Source organism: Staphylococcus caprae, assembly GCF_002902725.1.
Lineage (GTDB): Bacteria > Bacillota > Bacilli > Staphylococcales > Staphylococcaceae > Staphylococcus > Staphylococcus caprae.
Genome location: NZ_PPRT01000008.1, coordinates 1 through 20,257, shown reverse-complemented (window position 1 = coordinate 20,257; position 20,257 = coordinate 1). Strand labels below are relative to the sequence as shown.

The window sequence follows — 20,257 nt, the reverse complement described above, 5'->3', positions numbered from 1 at the left end:
AAAGTGCACTTATATCAAGCTTCTTTTAATCCTAGCCATCCTTGCCGGGGTGGGACAATGAAAATAATTTTGCTAAATTATATTTCTGTCCCACTCCCAATACATTTAAAAGTTTTTATGAAATTTTGCTTCCATTCGATAAATTCTTGAACCCTTTTCAGAAAATTTCTTCTCATACTCAGTAAGAATGTTATCTTCGTCATCTTCATCGTGCAGATTTAAATTCATTTTAGTGAAATACATACCAAATTGAGACATACTTTCTAAACTAAACGCAAAAAGTCCTCTATTATCAGTCTTAAAGTGTATTTCACCATCTTCTTTAAGAATCTGCTTATATAAAGCAAGATATGTATGATATGTTAGACGTCTTTTAGCATGACGTTTTTTAGGCCACGGATCAGAAAAGTTAAGATAAATTCTAGAAACCTCTTCATCTTTAAAGTATTCATTTAACTCTATTGCATCGTTGCAAATCATTTTCAAATTAGTTAACTGAAGTTCTTTAGCTTTATCAAGAACTTTATACATCACACTTTTCTCTCGTTCCATTGACACAAAGTTAATTTCTGGATGTTGGGAAGCTAAAGTAGTTATAAATTGTCCCATGCCAGAACCAATTTCTATATAAATAGGTTGTTCTTTGTCAAACCACTCAGACATGTGACCAGCATGTGTACCATCCATATCAACGAGATCAGGATGTTCTTTTAAATAGTCTTCTGCCCAAGGTTTGTATCGAACTCTCATCTTAATTTCTCCTTATATAAATAGGTTGCTATTCATCACTTCATTTAAGAATTTTAGCCACAAGTTCATATCCTTATAGCGCTTTTGTTCTTCATACCATTGAACCATACCAATGGATTGAATCACTGTATACCATTTCATACGTTTGTTTAAATTCATACTCTCTTCTACGCCATAGGTTTTGAACCATTTTGACCATTTAGATTGAGGAACGTAGTTATAAAGCAGCATGCCAATATCTATAGCTGGGTCTGCAATCATAGCGCCTTCCCAATCTACTAGATATAACTCATCTCTATCAGATAATAACCAGTTATTGTGGTTGACGTCACCATGTACGACAGTAAAAAAGCGTGAATCTAAATTAGGTATATGGTCCTCTAAATAAGTTAAAGCTTTTCTCACAACATGGTGGGTTAAAACTTCTCTAGAAAGAGAAGCATTAATTTTATTTAACATGATTTCAGGAGTAATGGGTTCCATTTCCATACGTTTAAGCATAGTAAGTAGTGGCTTAGAACTGTGGATTTTATTAAGCAGTTGTGCTACTCTCGTTTGATCCATTTCATCGGATTTAAGCTCACGACCATTTTTCCAATGTTGCGCAGTGACTACCTCTCCTGTTTCAATACGTTTCGTCCATACAAGTTTTGGTACAATTCCTTCTGCAGATAATGCTGCAATAAAAGGATTAGAATTACGTTTTAAAAATAATTTCTGTCCATCTTGCTCAGCCATATAAGCTTCACCAGAAGCTCCTCCAGCAGAGTCAAGTGTCCACCCTAACTGATAAAACTGCTCCAACACGTTCACCTCACTTTCAATTAGAAAATGGCTCTAGAAATATATTTTTCAAGAGCCATATATTCTAATTTATAGAAAAGCGCATATTCTTTTTGTCTCTTACGCTCAATTGATATTTAGATAACAGTTTTTTAGTTGGCTTGATAATATAAAATTCCCTAAATATTTTAATCAATCAGCCCGTTCTTTATTTATCACTCATAAAAGATTTTATAATTTTTAAGGGTACATTTCAACTAAAAATGAGAAACAAAATGACACATTTTACTAGTTCGACGTCCTTAAAATCATTAAATCGCTTTGCTTTAAATTATAACACATTCTTCTTCCTAAATACTGGAAAAATAAGACAATTATATTAAGATTTTTAAGTTTTTAAGTTTTTAAAATTTCTAATATTCTTAACTTTAAATACTATGAGATTTGATATATTTGTTAAATCCTTCTTGTAATTGACGTGTTACATCGCCAACCTTTCCATCACCAATATTTTCACCGTCAACTTTGATGACAGGCATAACTTCAGCAGAAGTACTAGAAACAATGACTTCGTCAGCATTTTTCAAGAAATCAACAGTAAATGTTTCTTCTTTAAACGGAATATTATAATCTTCAGCAATCCATTTAATTACACGACGCGTAATACCATTTAAAATAAAATTATTGATAGGATGTGTATAAATCGCACCGTCTTTAATAGCATAAACGTTACTTGAAGCACCTTCCGTAACTGTTTCTCCTCGGTGTTGAATCGCTTCTGTCGCATTATATTTAACAGCAAATTCTTTTGCTAAAACATTTCCTAGAAGATTCAAACTTTTGATGTCACAACGAAGCCAACGAATGTCTTCTGTTGTAACAGTATAAATACCATTTTCTAATTGTTCATACGGTCTGTCGTAGCTCTTAGTAAATGCCATAACTACTGGTTTAACAGGAGGTGTGGGGAATGAATGCTCACGTGGGGCTACGCCTCTTGTAGCTTGAATATATATTCCACCATTTTTAACATTGTTTTCATGTAATAATTGGCGTACTAATTCTATTAACTCATCAACTGAGTATTCTAAATCTAATCCAATTTCATTCGCACTTCTCAAAAATCTTTCAAAGTGTTCCTTTACTGTAAATAATTTGCCTTCATAAGCACGGATGTACTCATAAATACCATCTCCAAAAACATAGCCCCTATCTTCGTATGATACTTTAGCGTCCTTTTCCTCTACAAATTCACCATTAATAAAAACTTTTGTCATCATTTATTCCTCCACACATAAAGAATAGATTGCTTCTAAATAAATACTTGTTGCGTCAATCAATTGTTGTTTAGTCATGTACTCATTTTTTTGATGCATTAAATCTTCTGTATCTTCAAACATTGCACCGAATGCGACCCCTTTGTCGAGATTTCTAGCATATGTACCGCCACCAATAGTATATGGTTCAGTCATATCGCCTGTTTGATTTCTGTATGCTTTAACGAGCTTTTCTACAAATGGATCGTTCTTATCAACGTAATGAGGTTTCTGAACTTTGCCTAATTCAACACTAAAGCCAAGTTCTTTAATTTCATTAGTAAATCTTTCTATTGCTTCTTCGAATTCGAATCCTTCTGGATATCTTAAGTTAATGCCATATCTACCAGCTTGCTCGTTGTCATATTTTATAATCCCAATATTTGTAGTTACATCGCCCATGATATCTGTATGGAATTTCATGCCCATTTTTTCACCAAAATGAGAATTAAACAGATAGCGATTATTAAATTCCACAAAATCTTTAGCACTTTTATCTAAGTTGAGTGATGATAAAAATTTAAGGAGATATGAACCGGCATTGACACCTAGAGAAGGATCCATACCGTGAACAGCTTTACCTTCAACAGTTAAGATTAATATGCCACTATCAACTGTACTTTCACCTTGAAGTTGATGTTGTTCTATAAAGTATTCAAAGTTTTGAATGACATCTGTCATATTCTCTTTAACTAGCACGCGTGCTTCTGCGTGGTCTGGAACCATATTATATCTTTGACCAGATTCAAAACTAATGAGTTCGTAATCAGGCTCATCAGCATCTTCTGCCATTTTATTTTGAACTAAATCAAAAGTAGTAATACCCTTTTCACCGTGTATCGCTGGGAATTCAGCATCAGGTGCAAAACCTAAAGTAGGCATTTCCTCAGTTTGGAAATATCTATCTGTACATTTCCAGTCAGACTCTTCATCTGTCCCAATAATCATATGAATACGTTTCTTCCAATCTACATTCATATCGTTCAGAATCTTAACAGCATAATATGCAGCAATTGTTGGTCCTTTATCATCTAATGCACCTCTAGCAATAATGGCATTATCTGTAACTACTGGATCAAACGGATCTGAATCCCACCCATCTCCAGCTGGCACAACATCGACATGGCATAAAATACCTAAAACATCGTCGCCTTTACCTGCTTCAATTCGTCCGGCAATGTGATCCACATCATGTGTTGAGAAACCATCTCTCTCAGCAATTTGATACATGTAGTCTAGAGCTTTTCTTGGTCCCGGTCCAACTGGTGCTTCATTTGAGGCTTGAGAATCATCTCTAACACTTTCAATAGATAATAAGCCTTTCAGATCATCAATCATTTGATTTTCATATTCTAGAACCTTTTCTTTCCACATTTGAGATCGACTTCCTTTTTTTTATAAGTTAATATCCATTTTACATTATGTTACTGAGAAACTACAGTAAGATGTCAGAAAAATTACTTAATTTTTTTCTTTTGATTGAATCTTTTTTACAAAATGAGTGTTCATTCTGGGTTTGAATTTAAATTTGAAAGTGTAGGTGAGAAATTATTTTATAATCTTTTATGTGGGGAAAATTGCATAAAAAAATGCCACCAGAATTTAATCTGATGACACATGTTGTATAAAACTGCCTTATTTTTTATCTTCTAAAGCATTTTTATTATTTTTTAAATCTTCTTCAGAGACTACTCTAAGATTATTAGAAGTTGTTGCGCCACCTTCGTCGTCAAACTTACCTTCTTCTAAGTCGTCTGCTTTTTTATCATCTAAATCAGTGAATTTAGATTTTTCTTCTTCAAAGAATGCTTTAGGATCGTTTTTAATACGATCTACATAATCTTTTGGATTATTTCTCACTTCTTGAATCGTTTCATTCGCTTTGCTACCGATTTGGTTAGCTAAATCTTTAGCATTTGCTTTGTATGATTCAGGATTTTCTTTATATTTGTTATATTCATTTTTTAGTTTATCGCGGCTGTCTTTACGAGTTAAAGCAACTGCTGCAACAGCACCACCGATACCTAATGCAATTCTAAATAAGTTTGTACATTTACCCATAATAAAACACCTTCTCCTTTATTAGTTTTTAAGATTGTTAAAATCTTGTTCATTTAGAAAACGAAATTCACCATCATTTAGAGATTGATCTAATTCTAAATTGGCGATTTTAATACGTTTCAATTCTAATACCTCATTTTCTATACTATGAAACATTCTTTTAACTTGATGATATTTGCCTTCGTAAATCGTAACATATGAAAGATGGTCATTTCCTTTAATAAGCTTTGCGGGTTTAACTTTTCCGTCTGAAAGTTCAACACCTGATTCAAACGCTTCAATATCTGCTTGTTTAATTGGATATTTAGAAACGACTTCATATGTTTTTGAAACATGTTTGTTCGGATTCATTAATTCGTGATTAAATTGACCATCATTTGTTAATAATAATAGACCTTCTGTATCCTTATCTAATCTTCCTACAGGAAAAATCCCCAAATGTGAATATTCAGGGATTAAATCTATGACAGTTTTATGCGAGTCATCTTCTGTGGCTGAAATCACGCCTTTAGGTTTATTTAGCATGATATAGACATTCTCAATGTAAGAAATGGTTGAGCCATTCACTGTAACATGGTCTTCATTAGGATTGATATGCGTTTTAGGTGTTTTAATTTTCTTATCGTTTACTTCGACTGCACCTTTTTTAAGTAATTGTTTAACTTCATTACGCGTACCTACACCCATGTTTGCTAAAAATTTATCTATTCTCATTGTAAAAACTTCACTTTACGTCTAATTTTTCCAGGAATATCTCCTAAAAACTCATCAGCTAATCTATTCTTAATTGTAATACCACCGTAAATGAGTGCGCCCACAACAACACTCACTGCTATGATAATAAGGTAACCAAATCGTGTTGGTTCTAAGAAAAGTTTAAGTATAAAGAATACGATTTCTACGCCAATCATCATGATGAAAGAATATAAGAATATTTTTCCAAAATGAATCCAACTATAGCTGAATTTAAACTTAGCGTATTTTTTAAGAATGTAGAAGTTACATGCATTAGCGAATAATAATGCGATTGCCGTACTTAAAACAGCACCAGGCGTGTGTAACATCATAATTAATGGATAGTTTAATGCTAGTTTTATTAAAACTGAACCTAAAATAACATAAACTGTTAATTTTTGTTTATCAATACCTTGAAGCATTGAAGCAGTCACACTAAGTAGTGAAATAAGTATCGCAACTGGCGAATAGTAGAATAATAAACGACTTCCGTCAAAGTTAGGATCATGTCCGTGAACAATTGGATCGTAACCATAGAAAACTGTAAATAAAGGTTGAGCTAAAGCCATGATACCAATGCTTGCAGGAACTGTAATAAACATTAGAACCCCAATAGATGTTCTAATTTGTCTATGCATTTCATCAAGACGCCCTTCTTCGTAAGTCTTAGTAATGTATGGAATTAAGCTCACCGCAAATCCTGCACTTAATGACGTTGGAATCATAACGATTTTATTTGTAGACATATTTAACATATTAAAGAACGTATCTTGTAATACTGGATTTACGCCTACTAAACTTAATGCACCGTTATGTGTAAATTGATCTACTAAATTGAATAATGGGAAATTCAAGCTGACAATGACGAACGGAATACTATAAGCAATAATTTCTTTATACATAGCGCCATACGATACATCTAAATTAGCAGTATCAGATTCTACCATCTGTTTAATATTTCTTCTACGTTTAATCCAGTAGTACCATAATGTGATGATACCTGCGATAGCACCAATTGCCGCTGCAAATGTAGCGATACCATTTGCTTGTAAAATCGTTCCGTTGAATACATTTAAAGCTAAGTAACTTCCAACTAAAATGAAAATAATACGAGCAATTTGTTCCGTAACTTCAGAAACTGCTGTTGGTCCCATAGACTTGTAACCTTGGAAGATACCTCTCCAAGTTGCTAGTACTGGTATAAATATAACTACCATACTGATAATTCTTATAATCCAAGTGATATCTGCAACAGACCAACCATTTTTCTCATGAGAATTACGTGATAAAGTTAATTCTGCTATGTATGGAGCTAAGAAGTATAAAATAAGAAAGCCTATGATACCTGTAATACTCATTACAATAAAACTAGACTTATAAAACTTTTGGCTCACCTTATAAGCACCTATTGCGTTATATTTAGCTACATATTTCGAAGCAGCTAAAGGTACGCCGGCTGTGGCTACAGCAATTGCTATATTATAAGGAGCGTAAGCATAAGTAAAAGGAGCCATATTCTCTTGTCCACCTATTAAAGAAGTGAATGGAATAATGAATAAGACACCTAATACTTTAGTAATTAAAATACTCAATGTAATTAAGAAGGTTCCTCGAACCATTTCTTTACTTTCACTCATTACCTATCTTCCAATCTTAAAAATTTATTAAAGTTTATTTGTTTCATGTTGTTTTAAACTGACTTATTATCTTGCATTACTTAAAAATATATCACAAAATAATAGATGTTTGTCTTTTAATTCCTACTTTTTAGACTTTAAAGTCAATAAGTTTTTAAAAAGCTTGTTAATTGTAGAAAAACGTTGCTATTTTCCTTCTTAATATATAGAAGGTTCCAAGTTTTATATTATAATTACATTTTTACACTTTGTCATCTCATACCTTAATTTTATTAGAATATACTGAATCAGTCTTATACAATAGTACTAAGAAGATATGGAGGTAACTCAATGTATCAAACTATAATTATTGGCGGTGGCCCTAGTGGATCAATGGCTGCAGTAGCCGCAAGTGAAGTTAGTGACAATGTGTTGTTAATTGAAAAGAAAAAAGGTTTAGGTCGAAAATTAAAAATTTCAGGTGGCGGTCGTTGTAATGTGACAAATCGCCTCCCCTATGCGGAAATTATTAAAAATATTCCAGGTAATGGTAAATTTCTATACAGCCCTTTTTCTGTCTTTGACAATGAATCAATCATCGACTTTTTTGAAAGTCGTGGTGTTAAGTTAAAAGAAGAAGATCATGGACGTATGTTTCCAGTATCAAATAAAGCTCAAGATGTGGTGGATACGTTAGTCCAACAAATAAAAAATAATCAAGTTAAAGTGATGGAAGAGACCCCAGTAACTAACGTTTCTTATGAGAACGATATTTTTTATGTCAAAACGCAAAATGGTGAATTTAAAAGTCATTCATTAATTATTGCTACTGGCGGTACTTCAGTACCACAAACTGGATCAACAGGCGACGGCTATAAGTTTGCCGAATCGTTGGGTCATTCTATCACAGAGCTTTTCCCCACTGAGGTTCCTATTACATCGAACGAACCTTTTATTAAATCAAAGCAACTCAAGGGTTTGAGCTTAAAAGATGTCGAATTATCAGTATTAAAGAAAAATGGTAAAAAAAGAATTAGCCATCAAATGGATATGATTTTCACACATTTTGGAGTTAGCGGTCCAGCTGCTTTAAGATGTAGCCAATTCGTATATAAAGAACAAAAAAATCAGAAGAAGCAAGATATTAAAATGCAATTAGATGTTTTTCCTGATTTAAATAATGACCAACTCACTCAGAAAGTAAAATCTTTATTAGATGCAGAACCAGATAAATACTTGAAAAATAGTTTACGTGGTCTCATTGAAGAACGATATTTACTATTTATGTTAGAACAATCTCAAATAGATGATGAAACAACTTCGCACCATTTATCTAATCAACAGTTCAACGAATTTATCTCTAATTTAAAAGGATTTACGTTTACTGTTAATGGTACCCAACCTTTAGATAAAGCCTTTGTCACAGGCGGTGGTGTATCATTAAAAGAAATTCAACCTAAAACGATGATGTCTAAGATTGTACCGGGATTATTTTTATGTGGTGAAGTATTAGATATACATGGTTATACTGGTGGCTACAATATTACGAGTGCTTTAGTAACTGGTCATGTAGCTGGTACGTACGCCGGCTCTTTCACTACAGAATCGAATAACTAATTGAAAAAGAACCTTCTAAGTAACAAGTTTTGTTACCTAGAAGGTTTAATTTTTATTATTGATATGAGTCTATTTTTTATGCATTTTTATCTTTTTTAGACTTACGTGCTGCTAATAAAGCTAATCCTGAGATAAGCGCTGCTCCTGCTAATGGTGCAGAATCATTTGAATCTCCTGTATCTGGTAATTGATCAACAGTTTCTTGAGTTGTGTTAGTTTCACTATCGCAATTAGAAGTGTCTTTAGAAGGCTCATTTGAAACGTTGAGATCTTCTTTAACTTTGATAGCATTCAGTTTTTCAATCGCTTTTTTAACTATTTCGTCAACTGTTGCATCATGGTTTGCTTCATTGATTTCTTCGTAAGCGTCATCTAATATCTTAGAAACTAAAGCTTTTGCAGCTAATTTAGCTTGTGCACTCGCATTATTATTAGCTTCAATGATTTGGATGATTTCATTCGCTTTTTGTTGAATTCTTTGTTTAGCAGCTTGTTTTTTATGTGCTTTTAAGTCTAATTTGTTTAATTCAATTTTGAAGTTTTTAACGCTATTATCTACATCTTCATTAGTTTCTGCTTCAGCAATTTGTAATTGAATTCGATTTAATAACGCTTTAACTTTACTAGTAAATACTTGTTTTTCTTCTATTGTAGCGTCATTATCTGATTCGATTTCATGAATTTTTTCATCACTAAGTCCTTGTAAATAAGTATTTGCTAATGCTTTTTTACGTGCTGTGATTTCTATCGCATCTAATTTAGTAATACCATTGTTAAGGGCTTCGGAAACTTCTGCATTTGTATGAGCATTTTGAATTGAATTATTGATTAATTTAATAGCACTAAAAAGTTCATCTAAAGCTTTTTGTTTTTCTTCTTTAGTTGCTTCTTTATTTGTTTCAAACTTACTTTGTTTTCTATCAAAAATAGCTTGAATTTGATTTTTAGCCTGCGGTTTAACAACTGCTAATACTTTAACGGCTTGAATATCTGGTAATGCAAGTTCTTTAGCTTTATCTACTTCTGCATTTGTATGAGCTAATTGAATTGCTTCATTCGCTTTTGCTAATAATTCATCTAGAGTATTGATAGCTGCGTTCTTTTCTTCTGTAGTTGCATCGTTATTTGAATTAATCGTAGCACGAATTTCATCTGCTTTTTGTTTCAATTCTAACTTAGCTTGAGGTTTTTTACTCACTTCCGGTAAAATCATCGCTATTTCTTCAATACTTTGATTTTTAGCATTTTCTACGGATTCATTTGTAGTTGCATTATCAATTGTTGTAGCAAACTTAGTTGAAGCTTCAACTATTTTATCGATTGCGGCAGCTTTTTCTTCATCCGTTGCTTCAGCGTTATTGTTGATTAAATCTCTTTGGTTATCTAACTTAGCTAAAATTTGTTTTAATGCTTCAGGTTTTACTTTAACTAACGGTGTAACATTTGAAATCTTTTCTTTGATATCATCTTTGATTTCTTGTACTTGTTGATTTTTAGTTGCTACATCGAGTCTATCTTCACCTTGTTTAACATATTGATCTACTAATTGTATAGCCGCTTCTTTTTCTTCTTTAGTCGCTTCACTATTTTGATTTATTTGAGCCTTTTGAATTGTTGCTTGTTGTTGGATTTCAGATAAAGCTGAAGGCTTAGCTTCCACCAATGGACTCACTGCTGAAAGTAAAGTAATAGCTTCAGTTTTTGCAGTTAGAACTTCACTATCCGCTTTGGCATTACGAATTCTATCATTAGCGTCATTAACAATGGATGTCACTTTATCCAATGCGACTTGTTTTTCTTCATCTGTTGCATTCGGCGTATTGTTAATTGAAGCGTTAATCTCTTCGGCTTTTTTATTTACAGCTTTTCTAGCAGTCGGTTTTTGGATAACGTTGATAACAATACTATTTAGATCATTTAATCCAAATATTTTTTCTTGGGCAACTTGAACATCTCGCGTATCTTTGTCAATTGCACCTAATACGGCATTCAATTGATCTCTGACATGACTAATAGCATCATTACGCTCTTCATCAGTAACATCTGGAGTATGTTCAAAGGTACGAATAAGTTGATTTGCTAAAGATTTAAGCACATCTCGGGCGTTTGATTTAGTAATTACATCCGGCATAATCGCTTTGATTTGATTTGAAGCTTCATTATAGATTGCATCGACATGATCATTATTTTGAGCGTCTCCAATTTGTTTCTTAGCATCAAGTAGCAATGCTTCAACTTTATTTATTGCTTCTTGTTTTTCATCTTCAGTAGCATCAGGGAACGCATCGATAATAGCTTCTTGTGCATCAACTACATCATAAAGTTTTAAAATAGCATTTTTCTTTTTACTATAATCAGGACTATACTGATTGATTGTATCTAAACCTGAATTTTTAGCATTGTCTACATCTACGTTCGTTTGAGCATTATTAATGAGTTCAATAGCTTTTTGAGCTTCATTTGTAATATATTGTTTAGCGGCATCTTTTTCTTCTTTAGTAGCACTATATTCTTGACTAATTTCATTAATTCTATTTTGTTTTGCTAGGTTTATTTCATCAATTGCTGATTGTTTTTTAGCAACTGCTGGTTTTAAATTAGTGACTTTATTTACACCATCTTGTTGCGCTTGATCTACCTGTGCATTTGTTTGAGCTTGGTCAACTTGATTTTTTGCTTCTTGTACAACTTGATTTAATTGGTTTAAAGATTGATGTGTTTCATCTGTTGTTGCATTTGGTATTTGATTTATTTCCTCTTTCTTAGTTTTAGCTACTTTATCAATTTCTGCTTTAGCAGTTGGCTTTTTGACTATTTGAGGATTGATATCTCTAATAGAATTTACGCCTTTATTTTTTTCTACATTAACTTGATTTGTATCTGGCGCATCTAAAATAGCTTGATTAGTGTTATTTGTAACTTGATTTAATTGCTGTTGAGCTACATCTTTTTCTTCAGTAGTAGCTTCATTATTATTAGCAATTTCTTGTTGCTTTTTAGCATTTTCTGCATTTACATCAGCTTTAGCATCATCTTTAATCTTAGTAGCAGGCTGGATTTGAGCGATTGTATTAGAATCAGAAGTTACCACGTCTTGAACATCTTGGTTTGTATTTGCATGATTCACTCTATATTTAGCAGTTTCAAGTTCTTGTTTTACTAATTCTTTCGCTGCAATTTTTTCTTCTATAGTTGCATTTGGATTATTATCTATTGCGACATTTTGTTCTTGAGCTTTTTCATTTAAAGCTTTTCTAGCATCTGCTTTCACCGCAGTCACTGGTTGAATTTGTTCAATCTTTTGAGTATTAGAAGCTTTAAGATTATCTACTTCATCATTAGTTTGAGCATTATTAATGTTGGCTTTAGCTTCTTCAAGCGCTGTATTTACTTTAGCTAATGCTTCATTTCTTTCTTCAACTGTAGCTTCAGTGTTTTGATTGATATTCTGGATTTGATTATCTGCAGTAGCTTGTAATTCATCTAAAGCTGAACGTTTCTTTCTTACTTTAGGTACAATGGCTTCTACTTTTGGTTTCGCATCATTGAGTGCTGTTTCTACCTCACTATTATGATATGCGTTATTAATTGCTCCGGTTGCTGAAGCTACTTCATTATTAAGTAATTTTTTCGCTTCATCTTTTTCTTCTTTAGTAGCATCTGGAGTACTTTCAATAACTTGTTTTTGTTTTTCAACGTATTGATTTAATTCATTTTTAGCATTCTGCTTTTTAACAACCTCTGGTTGGACAGCATTAATATTTTGAAGTGCTTGAGCTTTAATATTATTGACTTCATCCGTTGTATTAGCTTTAGTTACATTTGCATCTGCTTCTTCTTGTAGACGATCTACTTTATTGTTTGCTTCTTCCATTTCTTCTGCAGTTGCATTTGCAGTTTGATCGATAAGATTATTTTTATCTTTAGCTGCAGTAGCAATAGCTTGAATTGCATTTGTTTTAACGGCTGTTTCTGGTTCGATTTGTGTAATAGTTTCGTTCCCATTATCTCTGGCATCTTGAACCAGTTGAGTTGTTGTAGCATTTGTTATATTTTTTATTGCTTCTGCTTTCGCTGTATTTACTTTATTTATAGCTTCTGTTTTTTCTTCAACTGTTGCCTTAGGATTGCCATTAATTATATCAACTTGATTTTGAGCATTTTGTTCTATTTCTTGTTTAGCATTTTGTTTAACAGTTGTTTCTGGAACAATTTTAGATATTTCTGCTACTCCTGCATTTTCTGCTTCTTGAACATCTTCATTCGAATGTGCTTGATTTATATTTTCTAAAGCTGTGTTTTTAACTGCATCTAGTTTAGTTAATGCAGCTTGTTTTTCTTCTGTTGTAGCGTCTTGGTTATTATTAATTAATTCTGTTTGTTCAGATGCTTTCTTATTAATTACATCGTTAGCTGCAGGTTTTTTAACTAATATAGGTTGAACATTTGAAATAGCATTTAACGAGTTATTTTTAGCGTCAGTAACATTTTGATTTGCTAATGCTTCTTGGATATTATTGTTTGCTATAGCTGCTTCTTGATTTAGTTGTTGAAGTGCAGCCTCTTTTTCTTCAGTTGTTGCATTTTGATTGCTATTAATTGCTTCTCTTTGTTTATTAACTGCATTTGTAATCTCTGCTTTGGCATTAGGTTTCATTTGAGGTGTAACTTCAATTTGCTGTAATGATTGTTTAGCCTCTTCTAATTTCTCATCAACTGTTGCATTTGTTTGAGCTCCGTTAATATTATTTCTAGCTTGAGTTAAAGCAGCGTCAATAGATTGAATCGCAGTATTTTTCTCTTCTGTTGTAGCATCCTTATTATTTCTAATATCAGCTTTTTTACTTTCTGCTTGTGCAGTTAACGTATTGATTGCATCTTGTCTTTTATGAGCTTGAGCATTAATAGCTTTAATTTCATTTATAGCTTGCTCTTTAACAGCATCTACTTGCGCATCTCTTGTACTATTATTAATGTTCTGAATTTTTTCAGCTAGTTTAGTTTCCACTAATTCTTTAGCTTGATTTTTTTCATCATCCGTAGCGTCGTTATTATTTGAAATTAATGTCTTTTGTTCACTTGCTTTTTGAGTAAGTTCATTAATTGCGTTTTGTTTCTTAGCAACTGTTGGATGGATACCGTTAATGGTATTTATGCCCTCGTCTTTAGCTAAATTTACATCGTTTGTAGAATGCGCTTGGTTAATCTTTTGAGTAGCTTCAGCTAATGCTGTATTAACCTTAGTAATTGCTTCTTGTTTTTCTTCTTCTGTAGCATTTGGAGTTTGATTAATTTGTTCTTTTTGTTCGTCCGCTTTACGTTGTAAATCTTGTTTAGCATTTGTTTTTACAGCAGTCGCAGGTTGAATGTTATTGATTTTCTCTATACCAGTAGCTTTTGCATCATTGACTTCGCTAGTTGTATGTTGAGAAGTAATGTTTCCTTTTGCTTCTGTTTTAGCTGCTTCAACTAAATTTTTAGCTTCAGTTTTCTCTTCATCGGTTGCATCATTATTTCCATCAATAATCGTTGATTGTTGTTGTGCTTTTTGGTCTATAGCAGTTTTTGCATCAGATTTAATTGTTGTAGCTGGTTGTATTGCACCAATCTCATTCATTCCAGAATTTTTAGCGTTATCTACCTGACTATTTGTTTGTGATTCATTAATGTTAGTGATGGTTTTATTTTTAGCTGCTTCTACAAGTTGTTTGGCATTTGCTTTTTCCTCATCTGTAGCGTCAGCATTGTTAGTTATTAAACCATTTTGAGAATTAACTTTTTCTTCAACAGCTTGAATAGCTTCCGATTTTTTAACTGGATTTACGTGAATATTTTCTAATTCTTGTAAACCATTTACTTTGTGTTGCTCTACTTGATCATTTTTATTATCTTGGCTTATTTGATTTTTAATTTCTTCTTTTTTAGCAATTAATTGTTGGATTGCTTCATTCTTTTCATCAGTAGTTGCATTAGGTGTTGCATTAATCGCTTGTTTCAATTCTTCAAACTTAGCATCAATTTCTTTGTTAGCTGTTGGCTTTTTAACAACGTTCGGACGAATATTATCAATATTATTGACTGCTTCAGTTTTAGCATTAGTAACTTGTTGATTAGTCTGAGCTTGATCCACTTTACTGTCACCTAATTGTCCAGCTTCAGTAACCTTCACTTTAGCTGCTTCTTTTTCTTCATCCGTTGCGTTAGGTGTAGCGTTAATTGCATTATTTTGATCATTTTTCTTATTTTGTATTGCTTCTTTGGCTGCATCTTTTTCATGCGCATAAGGTACTACAATATTAATTTCATCAATACCATTAGTTTTAGCTTGATTTACACCTTCATTATTATGCGCATTTTGAATATTCTCTTTAGCTTCAGTCGCTTTTTGGTTAGCTATTTGAACAGCTGCTTCTTTTTCTTCTGTTGTAGCCGTATTATGAGCATTAATTGTTTCAATTTGTTTATTTAAAGCAGTGTCGATGTCATTTTTAGCATTAGTTTTAGTGTTAGTTGAAGGAACTACATTTCCAATACTAGTTGTTCCATTAGTCTTAGCAGTACTTACATCATGACTTGTAGTTGCATTGTCGATAGCATTCAAAGCAGTTTGTTTAGCATCATTCACTTTAGTATTGGCTTCTGCTTTTTCTTCATCTGTAGCGTTATTATTAGCATTGATGGCTGTAGTTTGTTCATTTGCTTTTTGATTAATGGCATCTCTGGCAGCTTGTTTTTCAATAGGTTGAGCAGTAATTTGTCCAATTACTGATACTGCATTAGTTTTAGCATCATTTACTGTTTGTGTAGTATGTTCTGCATTAATTTGTGCTTGTGCTTTTGCTAATTCACTCTTCACTTTTGCAATAGCTGCTTGTTTCTCTTCATTTGTAGCATCATGCGTTGCCTTAATTAATTCTATTTGTTCAGTTGCTTTGTCTTGAATTGCTTTTCTAGCATCTGTTTTAACTGTAGTTGCAGGCGTTATTGCGTTCATTTTACTAATACCATTTGATTTTGCTTCATTAACTAAATCATTAGTATTAGCAATTTGGATATTATTTTTCGCTTCAGTTTGAGCTTCTTCTACTTTACGATTTGCTTCTTCTATTTCTTCATCCGTTGAATCAGTAGCTTTTTGGTTCTTAACTTTTTTATTAGCAGTCTGACTATCTATTTCATTTTTAGCATTTGATTTAACTGTAGTTGCAGGCGTAATGGCGTTGATAGTTTGAGTACCATCATTAACTGCATTATCTACTTGTGCATTAGTAGTCGCATTATCAATATTGGTGTTAATTTTGTTAATCGCTGCGTCTACCAATTTATTTGCTACTTCTTTTTCTTCATTTGTTGCATCATCGTTATTCTGAATCGCTTGCTTATGTTGAGTAGCAATGTGATTGATGTCATTTTTAGCTTGTTGTTTCTTTGCTACATTTGTATTTACGTTTTCAAGAGCTTGAATACCATCATTTTGAGCCGCATCAACATTGTCATTCGTTTGCGCTTGGTTGATTTGTTGTAAAGCATTATCTTTAGCTTGAGTTAATTTAGTGATGGCTTCGTTTTTCTCTTCTTGTGTTGCACCTGGTGTGTTATTAATATCAGCTTCTTTTGCATTAAACTTATCATTAATTTGAGCGCGAGCCTGTTGCTTTTTAGTGAATACAGGACGAATGCTATTAATATTATTGATTCCAGTATTCTCTGCAACATCTACATCACGATTAGAAGTAGCTTGGTTAATTTGTTTTTCAGCATTTGTCTTTGCGTCAGTAACACTTTGCGTAGCCGTAGCTTTTTCTTCATTTGTACCTTCATTATCAGTATTAATTGCATTAAGTTTTTCAGTAGCTTTTGCTGAAAGACCTTGCTTAGCTTGAGGTTTCTTTTGAACATTTACAGTAACATTAGTGAGTGTTTGTGTCGCATTATTTTTAGCATTGTCAACATCGTCATTTCCATTGGCATGATTTATTTGTTGAATGCCGTCAGTTAAAGCTTGATCCACTTGATTATTTGCCGCTGATTTCTCTTCATCAGTGGCATCAGGCGTTTGACTTATACTTTGTTTTTTCTGTTCTGCACTTTGATTCAATTCTGAAATCGCTTGTGGTTTTTTCAAAGCTTGAGGGTGGTCTTGATTAATCGTGTTTACACCATTTTGTTGTGCAGTCTGAACTTCTTGATTTGAATATGACTTATCAATATTACTTAACGCCTCTTGTTTATGCGTATTAACATTAGTCAGTGCTTCTTGTTTTTCTTCTGTCGTCGCATTATTATTTGAATTAATTTGTTGTTGTTGAGCTTGAGCCTTTGCTTCAATCGCTTGACGTGCATCTTGCTTAATTTTTGCAACTGGATTGATTGCAGTAATTGCATTATCACCATTACTTTGAGCTTGATCTACTTGATCATTCGTATTTGCTCCATTAATGCTTGCTATCGCAGTAGCCACAGCTTGATCTACTGAATTTTCTGCTGCTGCTTTCTCTTCATTTGTTGCTTCAGTATTTCCTTGAATGACTTGCTTTTGTTGTTTAGCTTTCGCATTGATTTCATCAATGGCATTTTGTCTTTTAATAGGTGTGACAGTTAATTGACCTATTTCACTCACACCGTCATTTTTAGCGGAATCAACTTTATCGTTTGTATCTGCGTTAGTAATACTTTGTAATGCACGTTCCTTAGCTTGATTTACATTATCAATTGCAGAATTTTTCTCATCTTGAGTGGCTTGTGCGTTATTATTAATTTCATTGACTTTATCTTGTGCTTTTTGATTAATAACCTCTCGCGCTTTGGCTTTATGTTGAGGTTGAGGTACATCAGAACTAATTTGATTAATCCCTTCATCTCTTGCTGTATTAACATCAGAATCTGACTGAGCCTCATCAATTTTACTAAGTGCATCAGTTGAATGTTCTTCAACTTTTTGAATTGCGACATTTTTTTCTTCATTCGTAGCTTCAGTATTTTGATTGATAAGTGCTTTTTGTTCAGTCACTTTATTATTGACTGCAGTTCGCGCATTCGGCTTAGTTTGAGGTACTGCTATATCATTGTTCAAAGTAGCTATTCCTTCATTTACTACACTAGTAACACCTTCATTAGTTAGTTGATCATCTATTTTACTTAAATATGTTTGTTTATGTTGATCAATATTTTCCTCTTCTTGATCTTTTTCATCATCAGTAAGTTCATCATTTTGATTGTTAGTTCTAATCATTTCACGTGCTTTGTCATTGATTTGACGTGTAGCATCTAATCTGTTTATAAGCGTTGTTGACATTTTTTGTGTTAGTGCATCGATCTCTGCTTGAGACTTTCTCTCAGCAACTTCTACACCATCTGCTTCTTCATCAAGAATAGGTTGTGCTTGTTTTTTTAATTTATTATAAGCTTGAACTGAAGCATACGTATAATTCGAAGGAACGACCTCTTGATCAACTTGTAATTGTAGTTGATCTTTGTTCATTACAATATCCACATTATATGGCGTTGAATTAACAGTACTAGTATTTATTTCTCCATTCATTGCTTCTTCAGCATTTGTTTTATAACTAAAATTATCTGTAAATTGTACAGTTTTAGGTTTATCTACGTTATTGACTCTAAGTTTATATTGTAATCTTAAAGACTTTTTAGCAACTAACCTACTGTCATCCACTTTAGCGCCATTAGAATTTAAACCTCTACTTTTAATTGTCACAGTGTTATTGTTTCTATCATAAGTCACATTCATAGGGTTGAGTGTTTGACCAGCAACGTTTCCATTTGGCGTACTTACAGTTAATGAATTGTCCACATATTGAATACCTTCCGGTAAATGTAAAGTATAAACAAATTCATCATCTTTTAATGAAGCAGATGTATTCCCATCATTTGTAACAGTCGTCGCAACTGTAAATTCAGTATTATTTTTAGCTGTTGCATTGATATTTCTGTTGCTAATATATAAATGTGAACCTGAGTTAATACCAATTGTATCGATGAAGTCATAATATTTATATCCGTCACTAAGTGTTCTAACACCATTAAGTTTTGTCATCACTTCATTATTAGGTCTAAATTGAACTTTAATATTTCTGACATTATTAGGAACATTAAATAAACGGTATAAATATCCACCTTGAATAAGTCGATTTAATAACTCTTGACCTGTATCAGCATCTTTAATAATTAGGTTTGTTCCACCTTGACTATTCTGAGTTGTCATCGTATTAAATTCGAATACTACTTCGGAATTCGGATTGACAGTCATCTCTTTCTCAATCCCTTTGAAATCTCCATGATCGTTTGTATTAGAAGCTTTGGCTCTACCAAGTACTAATACGTTACCTTGGGCTTGATAGTTTTTAGGATCACCAGAATCAAACACACTTGTTCTTTCAGCGATTGCATTTATAAATCCAACGCTACCACCATCTATTAAATTAAATCCATCAAGATGGTTTACAACTGTAACTTTAGGATTTCGTCTATCTGTACTTGTAGTGATACCTGTGTCATCAAAGGTTAAAATCATTTTAGGGCTGCGACGTCCTGTATTATTCAAATTAGGATCTGTATTTAAACTATCATCATTTAAATTATTCGTAGTTGATGGACTTGAATATAATGGTGTTTCTCTTCTACTTCTTTTCTTAGGAATATCAGACTCTTCAATGACTGCTTTAGCATCTGGTGTGATAGGTTGAGATGTATTTTTAACATCTTTTTTAGATTTATTTTCAGATTTTGCTTCTATATGATGTTGTGTTGATTTATCAACATGTATGTCATTTTCACTATTTTCATTTTTTGGAAGTGTATTAGCGTCAGACGCATTATTTTCCTCATTGGATTGATTAATTTCATTATTAGCGTTTTGTGATTGTGTTTGTTCTGTATCATTACTTTGAGCTTGTGCATTGTCTTGAGCATTAATTGGTAATTGATTATCAGTAGCTTGATTAACATTGCTTTGGTCAATTTCATTATTTGCTTGTGGATTTACATTAGGGTCTTGTGATGGTTGCGCAGTCTCATCCAATGTAGCGCCTTCTGGATTATTAGACTGAGGCGAATCTAGTTCTGCAGCAGAAGCTTGTCCTGGATGCGCTAAAAAAGTTACAGTAGCAATTAATGCAGAAAAGATACCAATGTTAAATTTTCTTATACTGAATTTCTGTTTTCTAAATAGATTCATTTAATTGTCCTCCTAGATGTTAATTCTTTGTTGTCTGTTAAATGAAAGTAGTCTTTTATCACATGATGTATACTGACTCAATTCAAGTTTGCTCACACTATAATTAAACACAATCTTTTTAAGTCTTTTTAATTTTATCATCTATAATATTTAAAATCTAGTATTGGTAAAAATAATTTTAACCT

Annotated in this window: 9 protein-coding genes; 1 reads left to right on the top strand and 8 read right to left on the bottom strand. The window is 32.6% G+C overall.

Going from position 1 to position 20,257, the window contains the following annotated elements; genetic code table 11:
- Positions 1-105: 105 nt before the first annotated feature.
- The 7 genes from trmB to CD155_RS01790 all read right to left on the bottom strand — a co-directional run bounded on the left by trmB (position 106) and on the right by CD155_RS01790 (position 7,282).
- Complete coding sequence (gene trmB / locus CD155_RS01820; RefSeq protein ID WP_002443451.1) at positions 106-750, bottom strand: tRNA (guanosine(46)-N7)-methyltransferase TrmB; 645 nt, start codon at positions 748-750, stop codon at positions 106-108.
- Between the two features lie 12 nt (positions 751-762).
- Complete coding sequence (locus tag CD155_RS01815) at positions 763-1,554, bottom strand: phosphotransferase family protein (RefSeq protein WP_037541515.1); 792 nt, start codon at positions 1,552-1,554, stop codon at positions 763-765.
- A 407-nt stretch (positions 1,555-1,961) separates the two neighbouring features.
- Positions 1,962-2,810, bottom strand: coding sequence for a D-amino-acid transaminase (gene dat, locus CD155_RS01810; protein ID WP_002443454.1), 849 nt, complete (start codon positions 2,808-2,810; stop codon positions 1,962-1,964).
- Between the two features lie 3 nt (positions 2,811-2,813).
- A complete protein-coding gene (gene pepV, locus CD155_RS01805) occupies positions 2,814-4,223 on the bottom strand; it encodes a dipeptidase PepV (RefSeq protein ID WP_103212348.1) in 1,410 nt (469 codons plus the stop codon).
- Positions 4,224-4,484: 261 nt separating this feature from the next.
- Positions 4,485-4,910: a YtxH domain-containing protein gene (locus tag CD155_RS01800; protein ID WP_002443458.1), complete on the bottom strand. Its 426-nt coding sequence runs from the start codon at positions 4,908-4,910 to the stop codon at positions 4,485-4,487.
- A gap of 21 nt (positions 4,911-4,931) precedes the next feature.
- A complete protein-coding gene (locus tag CD155_RS01795; protein WP_002443460.1) occupies positions 4,932-5,624 on the bottom strand; it encodes a pseudouridine synthase in 693 nt (230 codons plus the stop codon).
- The gene (locus CD155_RS01790) at positions 5,621-7,282 is read right to left on the bottom strand and encodes a putative polysaccharide biosynthesis protein (RefSeq protein WP_070830810.1); all 1,662 of its coding nucleotides are present in this window, start codon (positions 7,280-7,282) and stop codon (positions 5,621-5,623) included. The genes CD155_RS01795 and CD155_RS01790 overlap by 4 nt, the downstream gene beginning before the upstream one ends.
- 330 nt (positions 7,283-7,612) lie before the next feature.
- Here CD155_RS01790 and CD155_RS01785 point away from each other — a divergent pair, with 330 nt between their 5' ends.
- Positions 7,613-8,878, top strand: coding sequence for a BaiN/RdsA family NAD(P)/FAD-dependent oxidoreductase (locus CD155_RS01785; protein WP_103212347.1), 1,266 nt, complete (start codon positions 7,613-7,615; stop codon positions 8,876-8,878).
- Positions 8,879-8,954: 76 nt separating this feature from the next.
- Here the strand turns inward: CD155_RS01785 and CD155_RS01780 are convergent, their stop codons facing one another.
- Positions 8,955-20,072, bottom strand: a complete 11,118-nt coding sequence (locus CD155_RS01780) for a SasC/FmtB family protein (protein ID WP_103212346.1) — start codon at positions 20,070-20,072, stop codon at positions 8,955-8,957.
- Between the last annotated feature and the right edge of the window lie 185 nt (positions 20,073-20,257).